Consider the following 17,482-nt stretch of genomic DNA (forward strand, 5'->3'; position numbering starts at 1 on the left):
AGCGCGATCGCCGCCCTGGTGCCGTCTATATCCGTATCAAAGCTGAAAACCGGGCACCGACTTGACGACAATAGCGACGCGGCATGCGCAGCCGCGTGCTCAATCAGCGCTTCCCGGTTGCCGATCCAAGCAACCGCCATTCGCTAAACTACTTTCTGGTGCCGGCCCGATCCTAGACGAAACTGGATTGGCCGTGAACCCCACCTTGCAGCGGATCAGCGAATGTTTTCATACGCGTCAACAAATTCCGACCCTGCTTAGTCATATTTGACGTAAGCGAAGCGTTGATCGGTCAGCGGAGTGCCTTCCAGCGCCCCGCCTTCCTTGGCCGGCTGCCACTGAACAACATCCTCGATCTTTTTCGCCAACTCGAAATCCTTGTCGGTAATGCCTTTCGCCGCGTGGTTCGTCAGGCGCACCTCGACCCAGGCATAGGAGGCGGTGATATCGGGATGGTGCCACGCCGCCTCGGCGAGATGGCCAACCGTGTTGATGACCATGAGCGTCGATTTCCAGCTGTGGGTCTTGTATTTGCGCCGGATCCAGCCGTTTTCGTAACGCCATTTCGGCAGCTCCTTCTCAAGCCGATCGGCGATCTCGGCTTCCGAATAGACCTTTTCCTTGACTGTCTCGTTCATCTCGACCTCCGCGAATTGCTCGGTCTGTCTATGCGCCGGAGCCGGCAAACACGTGATGCATTCTCTTTGGCTTGCCCCATCGACGAAAACAGTTATCATGGTACCGGGCACCTAAACTTCCATGATGCATCCATGATGCACCCATCGGGGGGCAGATGTCGAATTCTGTTACCATACGAGTGCCCGCTCGCCTGCACCTTGGCTTCCTTGATCTCAATGGCGATGCCGGACGGCGGTTCGGCAGCGTCGGGCTTCCATTGAGCGAACCCGAAACCGTCGTCACCCTGTCGCGGTCCGGCGAGACCATCGTCGAAGACTCCGAGAGCACCCGCGCCAGCGAGCATCTGTCGACGCTCTGCAAGCATCTCGGCATTCGCGGCCAGCACCATCTGGTGGTCGAGCAGTCGATCCCCAGTCATGCGGGTCTGGGGTCCGGCACGCAGATCGCCCTTGCCGTCGCCTCGGCGTTGCGCACTCTCCATAATTTGCCTCTGGATATCGCCGGCGACGCGAGCCTGCTCGAGCGGGGCGGCCGATCCGGTATCGGCATCGCAAGTTTCGACGATGGCGGCGTCATAGTCGACGCCGGCAAGAACGACCGCGGCGGAACGCCTCCGGTCGTCGCGCGGCTGCCGTTTCCGGAAGAGTGGCGCGTCATCCTCATCCTCGACCTCTCCGGGCATGGACTGCATGGCGCTGCCGAGGTCGCTGCGTTTCGCTCGCTGCCGCCATTCCCAACGGCAGGCAGCGGGGAGATCTGCCGGAGGGTACTGATGGGCATTATGCCGGCTTTGGTCGAGCGGGACCTTCCGGCATTCGGCGCCGCCGTCACCGCGATACAGATGCTGATCGGCAGCCATTTCGCCCCGGCGCAGGGCGGCATGTTCACCTCGAAGGGGGTCGAGATGGCGGCCCACCGTCTCAATGAAGCAGGCGCCGTCGGCATCGGCCAGAGTTCCTGGGGGCCGACAGGCTTTGCCTTCGCGCCATCGCATGACGCCGCACTCAAGTTCGTCGACGCGGTTCGGAAGACGAAAGTTGGAGACGGCCTTGAGATCAAGATCGTCAAGGGCAGGAACTCCGGCGCGAAGATCAGCTCAACCAGGCTGAATCTCGTCGGCAGCTGACGCTCCCGTTTCAGGCAGAAAGGCAAGAAATGGCCCGCAAACACATCCTGCACATGCTGACACCGTTGAAGCAGATGAGCCCCTTCGACGTGAATATGGCGCTCGACGCAGGTTTCGACGCCGTCGTCCCCTATGTCGATGTAAGCCTCGCCGAAGTGACAGGCCTGGTCCAGGACGCGATCTTTTCGCGCCCGCCGGATGCGGGTGTCGACACCGGCATCTTCATCGCCGGGAAGGATGCCTCGTTGGCGCTCGACATGTTCGACGCCGCGAAGAAGGCGATGGTGCCGCCTTTCCAGGTTTCGGTATTTGCCGATCCGGCCGGCTCGTTCACCACGGCCGCGGCGATGGTGGCCAAGGTCGAAAAGGCGCTGGAGAAGAAATTCCAGCGTGGGCTCAGGGATACGAGGGTGGCTGTTTTCGGCGCCACCGGCGTCGTCGGCTTCTGCACCGCCGTCATCGCGGCAGAGGAAGGTGCACGGGTCACACTTGTCGGCCATGACGGCATCGAAAGGGTCAAGCGGATCGCGGCCGAGATCGAAAGCAGATTCAACATCATCGTCGATGCCGCTGACGGATCGAGCGACGCCCGCAAGACAAAGCTGGTCGAGGCAAACGAAATTATCCTGGCTTGCGCTAAAGCCGGCGTCCAAGTGGTCTCCAAAGCCCAATTGAAAGGCAATGACCTGCTTATTGCGGCCGACGTCAATGCTGTTCCCCCGGCCGGCATCGAAGGATTGGCCGTCAATGCCAATGGTGATCCACTCGAAACGGCAAAAGCTGTCGGCATTGGTCCGCTTGCCATCGGCAATGTCAAATATAAGGTCGAATTCGGTCTCTTCAAAAGAATGATCGAATCCGAAAAGACGATCACGCTCGATTTTCAGGAAGCGTTTTCCCTTGCACGCGAGATTGCCAAGTAACGCCGGATCTCTTTTGATCGCGGCAATTTCAGGCCGGGCGCTGGCCGCCGCCGCGCGTCGCGCCGGCTATCGTCCGCTGGTCGCCGATTTCTTTTGCGATACGGACACCGTCGCGCTCGCAGAACGCGCGACGATATTGCCAGGCGACCTGCAGGGGGGCGTCGATGGCGAGCGCATCATCGACACGCTTCGGCGATTGGCTGGCGACGACCTCCCGGTCGCCATTATCCTGGGCTCTGGGTTTGAGCGGATGCCTGAGACCGTGGACAAGATCGCGCGACACTTTCCGCTCGCAGGCAATGGCGGCGGCGCGATCCGCAGGATCAAGGATCCGCAGTTGCTGGCTGATGATTGCGCCGAACTCGGCATCCCGCATCCGCAATTGCGATGGGACCAGCCGCCTGATCCGGAGAACTGGGTGGTCAAGACCGCGGGCGGCGCCAACGGCGGCCACGTCAGACGAGCAGCCGGAGAAAGCCCGACCGCCGGCCGCTATTTCCAGCGCTTCGTTGCCGGACGCAGCATCTCGGCCCTGTTCGTCGGCAACGGGCAGACCGCGCACATCGTGGGCTTCAGCCAACAGTGGACGTCCCCCTCCCCGACAGCGCCCTATCGCTACGGCGGCGCCGTGCGGTTGAGACGCTTCGATCGCAGACAGGCGGCGCTCATCGGCGGTTGGCTCTCAAGTCTGACGCGGCGCGCCGGCCTGGTTGGATTGTGCAGCGCCGATCTCATCCGCGAGCCGGATGGCTACAAGTTCATCGAGATCAATCCGAGGCCGGGCGCCACCCTCGACATTTTCGACGATGTCGAAGCGCCATTGATCGAAGCGCATCTGCGCGCCGCGACGGGTGAGGTCTTCCGCTTGCCGCGCTTCGTCGATTCGATGGCGTCGATGGTGACTTACGCCGCGACGCCAATCACTCACTTTCCGTCGATCGCCTGGCCTGAATGGACAGCGGACCAGCAGTCGGCTGGCACCCGTCTGATTGCCGGCGACCCTGTCTGCACGGTCTTCGCTCGCGGTCCGAGCGTCCAATCGACCAAGCGGCTCATCAAGGGACAAGCCAGTCAATTGCAACTCCAATGGGAAGGAGACCGGACATGAAAGACGGTTCGGCATTCCTGAACGACAATGCACAGCGCATCGTTGACGGGATGATTGGCGACGCCGAACGCCTGCGTATCGTCGTCTCCACGGGGCCATTGGGCGAGCGCCTGATCGATGCCGGCGCCAAGACCGTCGGCAGCGTCGAAGCCGGGCTGCGCATGGCTGAGGCTGCGATGGGCGGTCTCGGCAGCGTTTCGGTGTTCATGGATCGCGCGTCACAGCAATGGCCGTTCACCGTCGAAGCGCGCTCTTCGCAGCCGGTGCTAGCCTGCCTGGGCAGCCAATATGCGGGCTGGAATCTATCTGGCCAGGACTATTTCGCCATGGGATCTGGGCCGGCGCGGGCGCTCGCCCGGGTCGAACCGCTGTTCGAAACACTTTCCTATCGCGACATCGCATCGTCCGCGGTGCTTATCCTGGAGACGGCCGAACCGCCTCCCCGCGCGATCGTTGAGAAAGTGGGCAAGGCAACTGGATTGGCGACGGAAAAGCTCACCTTCCTCTATGCGCCGACACAAAGCCTTGCCGGCGGCGTGCAGATCGTTGCGCGCGCGCTCGAGGTTGCCCTGCACAAGATCAACGATCTCAAATTCCCGCTGGAGAACGTTGTCGATGGCATCGGAACGGCTCCGATCCCCGCCCCCCATCCGGATTTCCTGACCGCCATGGGCCGAACCAACGATGCCATCATCTATGGCGGCAGCGTCCAGCTCTTCGTGAAAGGATCGGCGAAAGAAGCTGGCAAACTCGCGGAAAAACTCCCAAGCAGCGCCTCACGGGACTATGGCCAACCCTTCGCCGAGATCTTTGCGCGGTTCAAGGGCGATTTCTATGCCATCGACCCGCTGCTGTTCAGCCCGGCCGAAGTGATCGTGACAGCGATCGAAACCGGCGATACGTTTCGCGCCGGTCGGCGTGATCTGAAGATGCTCGAACGGAGTCTCGGCTAAGAGGATGGCGGTGCAAAGGGATTCGTCCGTCATTCGCCTGCCCGACGACTGCATTTCGTGCAGCCCCATCGCGGACGCGGCCATTGGGGCGTGGAATCGCTCGCGCCGCCGACATTCCCGTACCCGAGAGGCCACATGATCCCTCGCATCCTGATCGTCAGCGACAAAGTGGACACCGGCTCCAACGGCCTGGCGGCAGGGCTTGGTCGGCGAGGCGCCGCCGTTGCAGCCGTGCCGCTGGCGGCGATCGCATTCGACACCAGCAGCCCGAGCGGGCTTTCGATCCCTGGCTTCGGCGGCACGCTGCCCGACGCCGTGCTCGTCCGTTCGATCGCCGCCGGATCGTTCGAAGCGATTACCCGGCGCCTCGGCGTGCTGCACGCGTTAAGCAGACTGTCGGTTCCCGTGTGGAATTCCGCGCAGGCGATCGAGCGCTGCGTCGACAAGTCGATGACGACATTCCTCCTGAAAAATGCCGGCCTGCCTACGCCACGCACCTTTGCCGTAGAAGGACTTGCCGTCGCCGAGGAGATCGCGGCGCAAGAGCTTCCGCGGGGACCGCTGGTGCTGAAACCATTGTTCGGCGCGCAAGGCCGCGGGATAAAGCTGATCCGCGCGCTCTCGGACCTGCCGGCCGCAGAAGAGGTGAACAGCGTCTACTACCTTCAGCAATATTTGTCGCGTGCCGGTCCGCCTTTCCGGGATTTTCGCGTCTTTGTCTGCGCCGGCGAGACCGTGGCGATGATGAGCCGCATCAGCGACGACTGGATCACGAACGTCAACAGGGGCGGCGTGCCGGAACAGGTTTCCGAACATGGCAAGGCGGAACTGGCCTCGCTGGCTGTCGCCGCGTCAGCCGCGGTCGGCGCGGATTTTGCCGGCGTGGACATCGTGCGGGCTGACGACGGCAATCTGCTCATACTCGAAGTGAACAGCATGCCCGCCTGGTCGGGATTGCAATCGGTGGTCGCCGTGAACATCGCCGAAGCAATCGCCGATGCCTTGCTGAAACTCCTGGCCGACCGCGCCGAAGCGGCCGCCGCGCCGCGGCCCTACCGTTTCGCCGCGCCTGCGAATTCGTGAGGGCCGCTAGGATGGCGCTATCGCGTGAACGCCTCCGGGCCAGCTACAAGGATGCCTGCAGGATGGAGATCGAAGCCCTCAAACCGGGCAACGTCCATCTGTTCGCCGACGGACACGGCATGTCGGCCGCCCAATTCATGATGAGTGCGGAGGTTTCCTCCGGGCCGCTGACCGATCCTCGTCTGCCGGTCGGACAGCGCATGCTGGAGGCGGTGCGCGCGACACGACTGGCGGTCGCAACCAATACCAATCTCGGAATCATCCTTCTGACAGGGCCACTGATATGCGCCGCCGAAATGGGCGGTGACAGACTGCAGGACAATCTCGACTCGCTGCTTCGGGCTTTGAGCGTGCAGGATACCAAGGCGGTGTTCGAGGCGATCGTCACGGCCGCGCCAGGCGGCCTCGGAGAAGCCGCCAACGATGTGCGGCAGGAGCCGAAGATCCATTTGCTGGACGCGATGCGGGAGGCCGCCGACCGCGACATGATCGCCCGCCAGTACGGCAGCTGTTTCGGCGACGTGTTCGGGGTCGGGCTCGCGGCGCTGGATGGAGCGTTGGCACGTGGAGAAACCGGCATGTGGCCGACGGTATTCGTCTACATGGCGTTTTTCGCCGACTTCCCCGACAGCCATGTGATGCGCAAGCACGGCGTTGACGTCGCAAATCAGGCGCGGCAGGAAGCCGTTGCCGTCCAGGCGGCGCTCCATGCGGAGGGCGACGAACCGTCGCGCATTCGCCTGCTCATGGAGTTCGACCGCCGGTTAAAGACCGACAACATCAACCCCGGCACCTCGGCCGACCTCACCGTGGCTACTCTTTTAGTCCACACCCTCGCCCTCACCTTGCATAATCGCGGCGTTGGTGCTTGACTTCCAAAAGTGGAAGCTGTGCTTCCGCGGCTATCTAGCCAACCGGTCCGGGCAAATCCGGACGCTGCCAACAAGGATAGCTGTCCATCGAGCGCCTGCTCGGTTGCAGCGTCCGTGGACACCATAATTGTGTCTTGGAGGAAATTGGCATGGCAAAAATCTCAAAGGTTATGGTCGGTGAATCGCTGGTGGGAGACGGCAACGAAGTCGCGCATGTCGACCTGCTCATCGGCCCGCGGGGGAGCGCGGTCGAAACGGCATTCTGCAACGCGCTTACCAACAACAAGGACGGCTTTACTTCGCTTTTGGCGGTGATCGCGCCCAATCTTCAATGCAAGCCCAACACCGTGATGTTCAACAAGGTCACGATCAAGGGCGCCAAGCAGGCGGTCCAGATGTTCGGCCCGGCGCAGCACGCCGTGGCAAAGGCCGTGCAGGACAGCGTCGCGGACGGGACCATTCCGGCCAACGAAGCGGACGACGTGTTCATCTGCGTCGGGGTATTCATCCATTGGGACGCGGCGGACGACGCCAAGATCCAGAAATACAATTACGAGGCGACAAAGGAAGCTATCCAGCGCGCCGTTGCAGGAACGCCGACCGCCGCCGAAGCAACGGCCCAGCGCGACAAGGTCAAGCATCCGTTCGCAGCCTAGACAAGAGACAGCCCCGCACAGGAAAAACCCTCTTCTGAGACGGATGGTCTGTTGCGCCGGCTGAAAAAGGTTCTGGGCTTTTGAAACGTCAACTCCCGAAGGGCGCTCGCCCTTCGGGAGTTGACGAGCGACGATTGTCAGGCGCCGAGTGACGCGAGGCGGCCGGGGGTGAGCGTAGCGTTGTGCAATGAGGTTGCGACCAGCGCCGCGGCGACACCCATCGCGGACAAGGCGCTGATGTCGGTCTCATCTCGGACGCCGCCGGCCGCGATGACGGCGCGATTTCCGGCCTTGGCCTTGACCTCCTGCAACCGCCCGAAGTCGGGACCGGCGGCCGCACCGACCTTGGCCAGCGTCATGACAATCACCTTTTGCGGCCAAAGCTCGGGCTCATCGAGAAGAGAACGCGGTCCGCAAAAACTATCGCCGACGAAATCAAGGGACAGGATGAGATCGGGATGATCGCGAAAACGCCGCAGCAACATGTCGTCCCGCTGCGATTCAGAGCCCAAAACAGGAGACAGCGAGCGTTCGGCAAGCGCCGCCAAAAGTGTCTTTTCGTCGGCCACACCGGCATCGACCCAAAGTTCCGGCGGCTCCGCCATCGTCCTCAGCCGGGCGAGTGCGTCGCTGTTTGGCACACCGCCTTCGATAGCGTCCAGATCCGCGATGTAGAAGGTCGAAAAAGGATAAAGCCCACGCAGTCCTTCAGCGACCGCGACGACATCAGGGCTTCGGCTGAGCGGCGTAACGATCGGCCTGTAGCGATCGCGTTTTCCCTGCTGGGCGCGAACCACCACGCCGTCTTTCAGGTCGAGAACCGGAATGATACGCAACGCTTTTTTCACCGACCAATTGCCCCCGTCATGAAAGCTTGAAGCGTGGAAAAAAGAAAGGGCATCATTGCCGGTTTCGACATTGGCGGCGCACATCTGAAGGTGACCCGCGCACAAGACGGTCGCATCGTCGAGGCGGTAACGATCGCAACGCCGCTCTGGCAAGGGCTGCACAAGCTGGCTTCAGCCCTCGACGAAACGGCTCCGATCTACGCGGGTGCGGATCTCAACGCATTCACCATGACAGGCGAACTGTCGGACATCTTTCCGTCTCGCGATGTCGGCGTAGCGGCTCTGCTGGGTCAGATTTCCACCCATTTCCCCACAGACAAAAAGCTGGTCTATGCCGGACCATCCGGTTTCGTCGGGGTCGAGCGGGCAGCGCAGCTAGGCGCCGATGTGGCTTCCGCCAATTGGCACGCGACAGCCTTGTTGGTGGCAAAACTCGCCGGCGATGCCCTGTTCGTCGACATGGGCTCCACCACCACCGATATCATTGCCATCAAGAACGGCGCCGTGGCCAATGACGGCTACACCGACGCCGGACGGCTTCTAACCGGCGAATTGGTCTATACCGGCTTCACCAGGACATTCCTGTTCGGCGTAGCCTCCTCGGCTCCCGTCCATGGCAGGCTAACGCCGCTGATGAACGAGTATTTCGCCTCGATCGCCGACGCTCACCGCATTCTGGGCGTGCTCGACGAGGACGACGACAGGCACCCTCCCGCCGACGGCAAGGAAAAGACCGTGGATGGCTCGATCGCGCGGCTGGCGCGCATGGTCGGGCGCGACGCCACTGACCTTACCCCGCCGGAATGGGGTGAAGTCGCGCGCTGGTTCAGCGAGCAGCAACTGCGCAAAGTGCACGATGCAGCGTCGCTGGTTGCCGGAACCCTGCCTCGGGACGTCCCGATCGTCGGCGCCGGAAGCGGTCGCTGGCAGATCAAGCGACTGGCCCAACGCATGGAACGCAGTTACGTCGATTTCGCCGACATCATCCCCGCGGATGACACCGTTCGCGGCCAAGCGAGCAGCGCGGCACCCGCTTCCGCGGTAGCGCTTTTGGCGGGATATCCGTCGTAAGCAGGATGCGGCGCTCGGCCTAAGCCCGCGCGTCCTCGCTCCCGGAACCTTTGGCGGTCAAATGATCGCTGACACGCTGCATCAGCCAGCCCCAGGCTTCCTTTTCACCGTCGCCTGCTGTCTTTTCGATGGCGATCGAAAGGTAGGCGATTTCCGCCTCGATCTTGTCGCGCGGCAGCATGCCGAGCCGGCTGACCAGGATGGCCAGCTCAAGCACCGCCGCCTTGGCTCGGTTAAGGCCGGTGAACGGCGCAAGCGCTTCCTCCCGCACCACGCGGCAGAAATGGCGGGGGCGCACGCCATTGTCATCGACCGCTTGGACTTCGAGGCCCGAATACGCCAGCGCGGCCTCGAGCCTCGGCACCGGAAACCCGTCAACCGGAACAGTTGGCCAATGCTTGCGGCCTGTCAGGCAGCCGGCAAAGACACGCACGTCGTCGGTATAATTGGCGATGGCGAACGGCACTTCGGCGAGATTGTCGAGCGTGACCGACGGCCGGAAGGGCGCAATCACCCAGCCGTCATTCTCGGCGATGATGCCGATCGGCGCGATGTGGACGTTGCCTGCCTTGTTGACCGTCGTGATGATCGATTCGCGAATGTAGGGCATGGTCCTAGCGCTCTTTCCTTGCGCGGAGCGTCTTGCCCGGCTCGGCAAGACGGGTACGGTCGGGTTCGGGAGCCGGCGCGGCAACGCCCCATGCGAGCGGCTCGTCCTGCACATAACGCTTGCCGAGGCGCCACGCGATCTCGGCCTTCATCAGTTCGGCGCCGAGGTAAAAAGCGTGTGCGCCATCGGCGTTGACGTCCAGCCCGGCAAAAAGTTCGAACGCATCCGTGGCAACTGCATGCCCTTTGCTATTGAAAACATGGATGCCGTCCTCCGCTACCGCGATCCGGAAGTTGGCATCGCGCACCTGGACCGCCAATGCCTCGATATCGTCGGTTGAGGCTGTGAAAGGCTTGCGATCGTGGACCTGCAACAGGCCTGGGTGATAGCCGCGCGGCAAGGCGCCGTCCGTGCAAGCAGCCAACATGACGCGGCGGGCGATATCGTGCTCCTCGATCGTCCGCACCGTGTGTGGGCTGACATGCACCGCCAGCACGTTTCGGATCCGGAGTTCCGAGCAGAGTCCCGCTAGAACGGCCGTAACACCAGAACTGTCCGCGTCGGTCAATTCGGTGAGATTGCCGGTGCCCATCAGCAATTCGACGTCCGGCCAGCGGCGCCGCGCCTCGATGAAGCGCCCGAGTGAAACGGCGAAGCCGAAATGGATCGGGTCGAGCACGGGATCGGCAATGAAGGCGATACCGGCCTTTTGCGCGGCTTCGATGGCCCGGCCGAGCGAATCCAGATCGCCAGGCGTGGAAGGTATCAACACTGCCGTAGCCCTATGATCGAAGATCAACGGCAGCGTGTTCTCATCGAGGCTGAGAAGATAGTCCGCGCCGGCGCGTGCCCCGATCGTCAGTTCGTCCACGCTGGCCGAATCGACGCTGACCATAAATCCCCGTGCCTTGAGCGCTCGCACAGCCTCCGCCAGCAATGGAAACGGCGTCTCCGGCAGGCAGCCCAGATCGATGACATCGGCGCCGGCCGCAGCTAGCATCGAGGCCCTCGCCATCAGTGCCTCGACCGACAGCATCGGCGCATCGACGATCTCGGCGAAGATGCGCATATCGTGACGCGTCAGATCCGGCGGTTTGCCCGCCCGGCCAAGGAAGGCCGGAAGGTCGGCGATCTCGTCGGGGCCGCGCACAAAAGGCACGCCGAAATGCTCCGACAGGTGCTCGATGTTTCCCCGATAGCGTCCGGGTAGGATGACGCGGTCGGCGTCTCCTGTCAGAGTGAGCCGACGCTTCACAATGTCCTCGCTCATCAGCGCGGCGACCTTGACGCCGACGTCGACGATTTCCCACGCGAATTCGGTTCTGCCCAGCCCGGCCAGCAGCCGTTCCAGCCGCGCCTTGGCCAGATGGCCGGTAAGAAAAACCAGCCGCTCAGCCATCGCTTGCGAGTTCGGCCTGTCGCCGTGTGAGCGAGGCTTCGAGATCAGCGAGCGACTCGACCACCTGGGTCCGCTCGAAACTCTTCAACTGCTCGGTATTTTCCAGATCGATCCTGCGCGGATAGACCTTGACCAGCCCGTGCGGTGCCTGGGTTTCGAGTTCCGGTGCGGTGTCGCAAGCAAAGACGATGGCTGGCACACGGCACTTTCCCGCTTGGGCAAAGACATTGGTGGCGAGCGTGTCGGAAATGCCATGCACGCATTTGGCGACCGTGTTGGACGTGGCCGGCGCCACCACGACCGTGTGATAGACACCGTGGTAGAATTCGCCGACCGGGATCGCGCTCGCGGTCTTGTCGTGCAGCACGCGCGTCGTCTCCGGGAAATCAAGTTTGAGCTTGTACATGCGCAGCACTTCGTTGGCGGCCTTCGACACGAAGACATCGCAATGTTCGAGTTGGCGAACAAGTGCGAAGCTCTCCGTAAAAAAATGCCCGGAACCCGTCAAAACCCACGCCCAGCGCGGCACATGCAGCTTCACCATCGGCTATCCCGCCTTCTTTGCCGACGACCCTGTAGAAGCCACGATCCTGATGCCGGGCAGCTTGCCCAACACGAGCATCGCGCCGGCCTCGGCAGCATCCTTCGGACCGGCGAGATGGAAATCGACGCCGTCAGGCAGCATGGCGGCAAAGCCTGGGTCGACAATGCCTCGGGTCCTCAGGCTGTCAGCGGTATCGCTGTCGAAGAATGCACCGGTCTGCTTGATAAGCAACAGCGCGTTTGCGCCAAGCTTACCGGCAAGCCAGGCGGCCAGAGAATCGGAGGTAATGTCCCAGGAGGCCGGAACATCCAGCGCCGGCAGTGCCAGTGACGACGGCAGCCACACCGGAACCTTCCCCGCCTCCAACGCTCGCCCGATCTCATCCAGCGACCGTGCCGGCGTCAGCCTTTCGTCCCGGTCGAGGATGACATGGCCGAACTGTTCCATGGCCAGGATCGCCATGGCATGTGCGGCGGTGTCGGAAAAATCCATGCGTGTCTGCGTCTCACGCACATGATCGGCAAAGAGCCCGCCGCCGGGCACGATGACGATCGGCAGCCGGGAACCCGCCAGCGCTGCGATCCAGCTCTTCATCTCCGCCGCGTGGGCCGTGCTGCCGCCAAGCTTGACGATGGCCCGTCGGAGCATTTCGGGGCGTTCCTGGCGCGGCCGGAAGACAACGCTTCGGTCTTCTCGGCCAGCGGTGCCGGAGGCAGCGCCGCGTCCCGCCGATTGGCGCTTGCGTTCGATCTCGACGCCGACACCGCCAGGACCGAGCTCGAGCTTTTCCACCCTTACCGTAACGCGCACGACCCGCTGGTTCTCCAGGACGTGCGCTGCCACCTGCTCGGCCAAAGCCTCGCTGAGCTGGATATGGCCTCGCGCGACGATGGTGCGAATGCCGTCCATGATGATGTCATAAGAGAATACATGGCGCATGTCCTCGGGATGGTCGGTGATTTGCAGCACGTCGGCGGTCACATCAAAGCGCACTTTTTGAGTATGGCCATGCTCGAAGCTGTAGGCGCCGATCTGGACCGGCAGAACAAAATCCCGCACAAAAGTCCTGTCCGTGCCCAGTGTCGGGTCGGTGTCCGGCGAATAGCCTCTCGCCGCCAACAGGCGATAGTCGATACTCAATTGACCGCCGGTCCCGGATTCCGTCGGGATCAACTCTCGAATCTGCGAGACCGCCTCGGCGCTGATCGAACTCGTGCGACCGGAATGGCCACACAGCGCCCCCCGAAAGCCGAGAAAATCCGGAGCGAAAGGCAATAGGCGCGGAATATCCGGAGCTTCCAACGATCCACTCAGGCCTGCCATCAGACCGAGCGATTTCGTGCGATCGACGAATCCCGGAATACGCTCCGGCGGCAGATGATCGAGCAGCCGGCCCTTCCCCTTTTGCGCGGTATCGACCATCACGCCATGGAAGCGATGCCTGGCGAACATCGGCAGAAGCTCGAACTCCGGCGCCAGATCGGCAAACAGCACGGCAATCAGCTTCGTTCGTGCAGCGAGCGGTTCGAGCGCTTCTACGCAGGCAGAGATATTTGCCGAAGGGAAAAATCCGATCTTCACATAGTCGACGCCGGTCGCCGCGATCTCTTCGGCCTTGATGCGGATCGTTTCGGGCTCCATCGGCAGGTCGCCGCAGACCGCGCTGACCGGAGCCCGACCAGCGATGAACGAAATGGTTCGGCGCATGGTTTCCGTGGACACCGCGCCCAGGGCTCCCGCCTTCGGGTCCTTCAGGTCGACGATATCGACACCTCCAGAAAGAGCGATCTCCGCCTCTTCGATGCCGGTGACGCTTGCCAGCATTCTGGTCATTTGAACAGTTTCTCCAGTTTGGAGGACAAGACGTTTTTATAAAGGCGGTCGATGCCCCTGCGCCACGTCTCGTCGGTGTTGCCACGCGAATCGACGCTGGCGACTTTCCGCACCGTTCTGGCAGGCGCGAAAAGTCGTCCGATAGGGTTTGATAAATTTTGCGGGTCGGCTAAGTTGATCATGGGCACCTTGACTTGGCGCGGGTCCGGCAACAGTCGAACCTTTGCGCAAGAATGGGTAATTACTATCGATGACGAGCGCGGTGCCAGGCACTCTCGCTGCCTTTTTGTGCTTTTTTTCCCTGACCGTCAACGTTTCCGACGCGACAGGCCAGGAAACGGTGGCGAAGCCGGAAAAAAAGACAACTGAAATCAAAATAGGTTATTTGCGGGCCTACGCACCGCAATTGACGCTTTCCATGCTCGACCTGCCGCCACGTGACGAAGGTGTCGCCGGCGCCGAGGTGGCAATCGGCGACAACAACACGACGGGAAAGTTCACCAACCAGAAATTCAGCCTGGACGTGACCGAGATCAAACCCGAAGGCGACGCGGTTCGGGCATTCGAGGACCTGATCGCCAAAGGCGACCGCTATGTGGTCGCCGATCTTTCAGCAAAACAATTGCTGTCGATCGCCGACATCGCCCGCGAAAAAGGCGTGCTGATCTTCAACGTCGGCGCGACCGACGACAGCCTTCGCGAGGAGGACTGCCCCATCAACGTTTTCCATATCGCGCCGACGCGCAGCATGCTGGCCGATGCGCTGGCGCAGTATCTCATGGTGAAGAAGTGGCCGAATTGGGTGCTGCTCTATGGATCGCATGAGCAGGATCATCTTTACGCCGATGCGTTGCGCCGCGCGGCGACCCGCTTCGGCGGCCAGATCGTCGCCGAGAAGGAATTCAAGGATACCGGCACAGCCAGGCGCACCGACACCGGCGCCACGCAGATACAGCAGCAGATTTCCGTGTTCACGCAAGATCTCCCGGAGCATGACGTGGTGCTTGTCGCCGACGAAAGCGAGGTTTTCGGGACCTACGTGCCCTATCGCACCTGGACGCCGCGGCTGGTCGCCGGCACGGCCGGTCTGGTTGCATCGTCGTGGCATCCCGCCAGCGAACAGTGGGGCGGCATCCAGATGCAGAGCCGCTTCCTGAAGACGACGAGCCGGCGGATGCTCTCCAAGGACATGTCGGCCTGGACGGCGGTGCGTGCCGTCGGCGAGGCCACCACGCGCACCAACGGCGACGATGCGAAAAAGATCAGCGACTACATGCGCTCTGACGATTTTTCGGTTGCTGCTTTCAAGGGGCAGAAGCTGACCTTCCGCAAATGGAACCTCCAGCTTCGCCAGCCGATCCTGCTTGGCGATACCAAGTCCGTCGTCTCGACATCGCCACAAGAGGGCTATCTTCACCAGGTCTCCGAACTCGACACGCTCGGTGTCGATCAGCCGGAAACGAAATGCGCTCTCAAGTAGAGTCAATCGGGAGGAATTTGCGTGCAGAAACGAGCTTGCGCATTCGCCATTCTCGCGGCCGGCCTGACAGTCAGCCCCGCATCGGCCTATACGGCCTACGTTTCCAACGAGAAGGACAACACGATGACCGTCGTCGACACGGCGACGATGCAGGTGATGAAGACCGTCGAAGTCGGCCAGAGGCCGCGCGGCATCACCATCTCGCATGACGGCAAGTTCGTCTACCTATGCGCCAGCGATGACGATACGGTCCAGATCATCGATACCGCGACGCTTGAAATCGTCGGTACGCTGCCATCCGGCCCCGATCCCGAATTGTTCGTGCTCTCGCCGGACGGCAAGACGCTTTATGTCGCCAATGAGGACGATAATCTCGTCACCGCCATCGACGTCGAAAGCAAGCAGGTCCTGGCCGAGATTCCGGTCGGCGTGGAACCGGAAGGCATGGGTGTCAGCCCCGATGGCAAGACCATGGTCAACACTTCGGAAACCACCAGCATGGCGCATTTCATCGACACCGGCACGCATGAGGTGACCGACAACGTGCTGGTCGACACGCGCCCGCGCTTCGCCGACTTCAAGCCCGACGGCACGCAGGTCTGGGTCAGCGCCGAGGTTGGCGGCACCGTCAGCGTCATCGACAACGCCAAACGCGAAGTGGTGAAGAAGATCCAGTTCGCGATTCAGGGACTGCGGGCCGAAACCATCCAGCCGGTAGGCATCGCCATCAGTGCCGATGGCAAGAAAGCCTATGTCGCGCTCGGCCCGGCGAACCATGTCGCGGTGATCAATACCGATACCTACGAGGTGGAGAAATACATCCTCGTCGGCCAGCGCGTCTGGCATCTGGCCTTCACGCCCGACCAGAAAACGCTAATCACCACTAATGGCAATTCCAACGATATCACCTTCATCGACACGGCCACCGACGAGCCGGTCCAATCGCTCACCGTGGGCCAGCAGCCCTGGGGTGTGGTCATTTCGCCCAAATAGCAGACATTGATCATCGGGAGGTCAAGACATGAAACTTTGCCGCAGGTTTTTCTTCGCCGCGCTCGCCGGATTTGTCCTTGCTCCGATCGGAGCAAGCGCCGACGACGCAACACCAAAACCGTCGCGTGCCAGCAAGAACCTGCCGGAATTGATTATCGGTTCGGCCGATTCCACCTATGCCGTCAATCAGAAGGACTTCGAGCTGATCGCCGGCCAGGGGTATCGCTGGAAGATCACCTCCAAAGGCGGTTTCGAATACAAGTTCGTGACCGACCTCTTCCGCAATGTCTGGATGGACCAGATCGTCATCAACGATTTGGAAGTGCATATGGACGGCGGACCAGCCTGGCTGGAATTCGACGATGCGGGAACGATCCAGGTGCAGTTCCATACCGTTCGCCCGGGCGAATATACCTGGTCGGTTCCCGACCTTGCCGACAAGGGACTGAAGGGCAAGATTACGATCAAGTGAGACAAAGGCGACCAGGGCGCCAGATAGCCAACGCGTCCTGAAGGAGCGACCCGGCATGCAGCATATGAGGACAAACGGTCCGGGAGAAGAGGTGGCGGCGCTCGATGTCGGCGCCGTCAGCCATTCTTATGGCCAGAAGCGGGCGCTCAACGACGTCTCCTTCTCGATCGCGCCGGCGACTTTCACCGTTCTGCTCGGCCTCAACGGGGCCGGCAAGACAACGCTGTTCTCACTGATAAGCCACCTCTACGACACGCGTCACGGATCGATCCGCATCTTCGGCCATGACATTCGCCGCGCGTCCGGCGAAGCACTCAGACGGGTCGGCATCGTGTTCCAGGCACGCACGCTCGACCTCGACCTCAGCGTCTACCAGAATCTCTCCTACCACGCCTCGCTGCATGGCATTGGCGGACGCGAAGCTCGCCAGCGCATTGCCGCGCTGCTTGAAACGGTCGACATGCAGGGCCGCCAGCACGACAAGGCACGCAGCCTCTCCGGCGGTCAGATGCGACGCATCGAAATCGCCAGGGCGCTGCTTCACCGACCTTCCCTGCTCCTGCTTGACGAGGCGACCGTCGGCCTCGACATCGAATCCCGCGCGGGCATCCTCGCCACCATCCGCAAGCTCGTCCAGGCAGAGGGCATCGGCGTGCTCTGGGCCACGCATCTGATCGACGAAGTCGAAGACGCCGACCATGTTGTCATACTGCGGCGGGGTGATCTGGTCGCGAGCGGCAAGGTGTCGGATGTGACCCGTGCGAACGGTGGAAATTCGATTCGCGAAACCTTTTCGAAGCTCAGCCGCGTCGATGCGGCGGGCATGGCGGAGACGTCGCCATGAGCGCTCCTGCGATGCCTGGAAAGGTCGC

General features: G+C 62.0%; 18 protein-coding genes. 12 read left to right on the forward strand and 6 right to left on the reverse strand.

Features of this window, described 5'->3' with window-relative positions; genetic code table 11:
• Positions 1–257: 257 nt before the first annotated feature.
• Positions 258–638 carry a 4a-hydroxytetrahydrobiopterin dehydratase gene (locus tag NKJ11_RS14895; protein WP_013532029.1) on the reverse strand — a complete coding sequence of 127 codons (381 nt, stop codon included), beginning with the start codon at positions 636–638 and terminating at the stop codon, positions 258–260.
• Positions 639–793: 155 nt separating this feature from the next.
• On the opposite strand from NKJ11_RS14895, the gene NKJ11_RS14900 reads away from it, so the two are divergent.
• From NKJ11_RS14900 to fae, 7 genes are all read left to right on the forward strand, one after another.
• Positions 794–1,765, forward strand: coding sequence for a beta-ribofuranosylaminobenzene 5'-phosphate synthase family protein (locus NKJ11_RS14900; RefSeq protein WP_352793663.1), 972 nt, complete (start codon positions 794–796; stop codon positions 1,763–1,765).
• Positions 1,766–1,794: 29 nt separating this feature from the next.
• Positions 1,795–2,688, forward strand: a complete 894-nt coding sequence (locus NKJ11_RS14905; protein ID WP_352793665.1) for an NAD(P)-dependent methylenetetrahydromethanopterin dehydrogenase — start codon at positions 1,795–1,797, stop codon at positions 2,686–2,688.
• Between the two features lie 13 nt (positions 2,689–2,701).
• Positions 2,702–3,796 carry an ATP-grasp domain-containing protein gene (locus tag NKJ11_RS14910; protein WP_352793667.1) on the forward strand — a complete coding sequence of 365 codons (1,095 nt, stop codon included), beginning with the start codon at positions 2,702–2,704 and terminating at the stop codon, positions 3,794–3,796.
• Positions 3,793–4,749: a methenyltetrahydromethanopterin cyclohydrolase gene (mch, locus tag NKJ11_RS14915; RefSeq protein WP_023810421.1), complete on the forward strand. Its 957-nt coding sequence runs from the start codon at positions 3,793–3,795 to the stop codon at positions 4,747–4,749. The genes NKJ11_RS14910 and mch overlap by 4 nt, the downstream gene beginning before the upstream one ends.
• A gap of 135 nt (positions 4,750–4,884) precedes the next feature.
• A complete protein-coding gene (locus NKJ11_RS14920; protein WP_352793668.1) occupies positions 4,885–5,832 on the forward strand; it encodes an ATP-grasp domain-containing protein in 948 nt (315 codons plus the stop codon).
• An 11-nt stretch (positions 5,833–5,843) separates the two neighbouring features.
• Positions 5,844–6,704: a triphosphoribosyl-dephospho-CoA synthase gene (locus NKJ11_RS14925; protein WP_352793670.1), complete on the forward strand. Its 861-nt coding sequence runs from the start codon at positions 5,844–5,846 to the stop codon at positions 6,702–6,704.
• Positions 6,705–6,853: 149 nt separating this feature from the next.
• On the forward strand, positions 6,854–7,360 hold the full coding sequence (gene fae / locus NKJ11_RS14930; protein WP_013532036.1) for a formaldehyde-activating enzyme: 507 nt from the start codon (positions 6,854–6,856) through the stop codon (positions 7,358–7,360).
• A gap of 137 nt (positions 7,361–7,497) precedes the next feature.
• Here the strand turns inward: fae and NKJ11_RS14935 are convergent, their stop codons facing one another.
• On the reverse strand, positions 7,498–8,208 hold the full coding sequence (locus NKJ11_RS14935) for a HisA/HisF-related TIM barrel protein (protein WP_128303328.1): 711 nt from the start codon (positions 8,206–8,208) through the stop codon (positions 7,498–7,500).
• A gap of 33 nt (positions 8,209–8,241) precedes the next feature.
• On the opposite strand from NKJ11_RS14935, the gene NKJ11_RS14940 reads away from it, so the two are divergent.
• Positions 8,242–9,279, forward strand: coding sequence for a hydantoinase/oxoprolinase family protein (locus NKJ11_RS14940; RefSeq protein ID WP_352793672.1), 1,038 nt, complete (start codon positions 8,242–8,244; stop codon positions 9,277–9,279).
• 19 nt (positions 9,280–9,298) lie between these two features.
• Here NKJ11_RS14940 and NKJ11_RS14945 read toward each other — a convergent pair whose 3' ends face one another.
• The 4 genes from NKJ11_RS14945 to NKJ11_RS14960 are packed head-to-tail and all read right to left on the reverse strand — an operon-like array spanning position 9,299 to position 13,665.
• Positions 9,299–9,889 (reverse strand): DUF447 domain-containing protein, encoded by a 591-nt coding sequence (locus NKJ11_RS14945; protein ID WP_127379793.1) that lies wholly within the window; start codon positions 9,887–9,889, stop codon positions 9,299–9,301.
• A 4-nt stretch (positions 9,890–9,893) separates the two neighbouring features.
• Positions 9,894–11,288 (reverse strand): DUF6513 domain-containing protein, encoded by a 1,395-nt coding sequence (locus NKJ11_RS14950; RefSeq protein ID WP_352793674.1) that lies wholly within the window; start codon positions 11,286–11,288, stop codon positions 9,894–9,896.
• Positions 11,281–11,832, reverse strand: coding sequence for a flavoprotein (locus NKJ11_RS14955; RefSeq protein ID WP_023810415.1), 552 nt, complete (start codon positions 11,830–11,832; stop codon positions 11,281–11,283). Before NKJ11_RS14955 ends, NKJ11_RS14950 begins: the two co-directional genes overlap by 8 nt.
• A gap of 3 nt (positions 11,833–11,835) precedes the next feature.
• Positions 11,836–13,665: a (5-formylfuran-3-yl)methyl phosphate synthase gene (locus tag NKJ11_RS14960; RefSeq protein ID WP_023810414.1), complete on the reverse strand. Its 1,830-nt coding sequence runs from the start codon at positions 13,663–13,665 to the stop codon at positions 11,836–11,838.
• A gap of 250 nt (positions 13,666–13,915) precedes the next feature.
• Here NKJ11_RS14960 and NKJ11_RS14965 point away from each other — a divergent pair, with 250 nt between their 5' ends.
• Genes NKJ11_RS14965 through NKJ11_RS14980 form a run of 4 tightly spaced genes read left to right on the forward strand, consistent with a single transcriptional unit; the run spans position 13,916 to position 17,454 of the window.
• Complete coding sequence (locus tag NKJ11_RS14965) at positions 13,916–15,145, forward strand: lanthanide ABC transporter ABC transporter substrate-binding protein PedA1 (protein WP_352793676.1); 1,230 nt, start codon at positions 13,916–13,918, stop codon at positions 15,143–15,145.
• 21 nt (positions 15,146–15,166) lie between these two features.
• Entirely contained in the window at positions 15,167–16,138 is a 972-nt protein-coding gene (locus tag NKJ11_RS14970; protein ID WP_352440192.1) for a YVTN family beta-propeller repeat protein, read from the forward strand.
• A 28-nt stretch (positions 16,139–16,166) separates the two neighbouring features.
• Positions 16,167–16,610 (forward strand): hypothetical protein, encoded by a 444-nt coding sequence (locus NKJ11_RS14975; RefSeq protein WP_023810411.1) that lies wholly within the window; start codon positions 16,167–16,169, stop codon positions 16,608–16,610.
• Positions 16,611–16,665: 55 nt separating this feature from the next.
• A complete protein-coding gene (locus NKJ11_RS14980) occupies positions 16,666–17,454 on the forward strand; it encodes a lanthanide ABC transporter ATP-binding protein PedB/LutE (protein ID WP_128303321.1) in 789 nt (262 codons plus the stop codon).
• Positions 17,455–17,482 lie beyond the last annotated feature (28 nt).

The sequence above is a fragment of the Mesorhizobium sp. M0243 genome, assembly GCF_040321775.1.
In the GTDB taxonomy this organism is placed as follows: Bacteria; Pseudomonadota; Alphaproteobacteria; order Rhizobiales; family Rhizobiaceae; genus Mesorhizobium.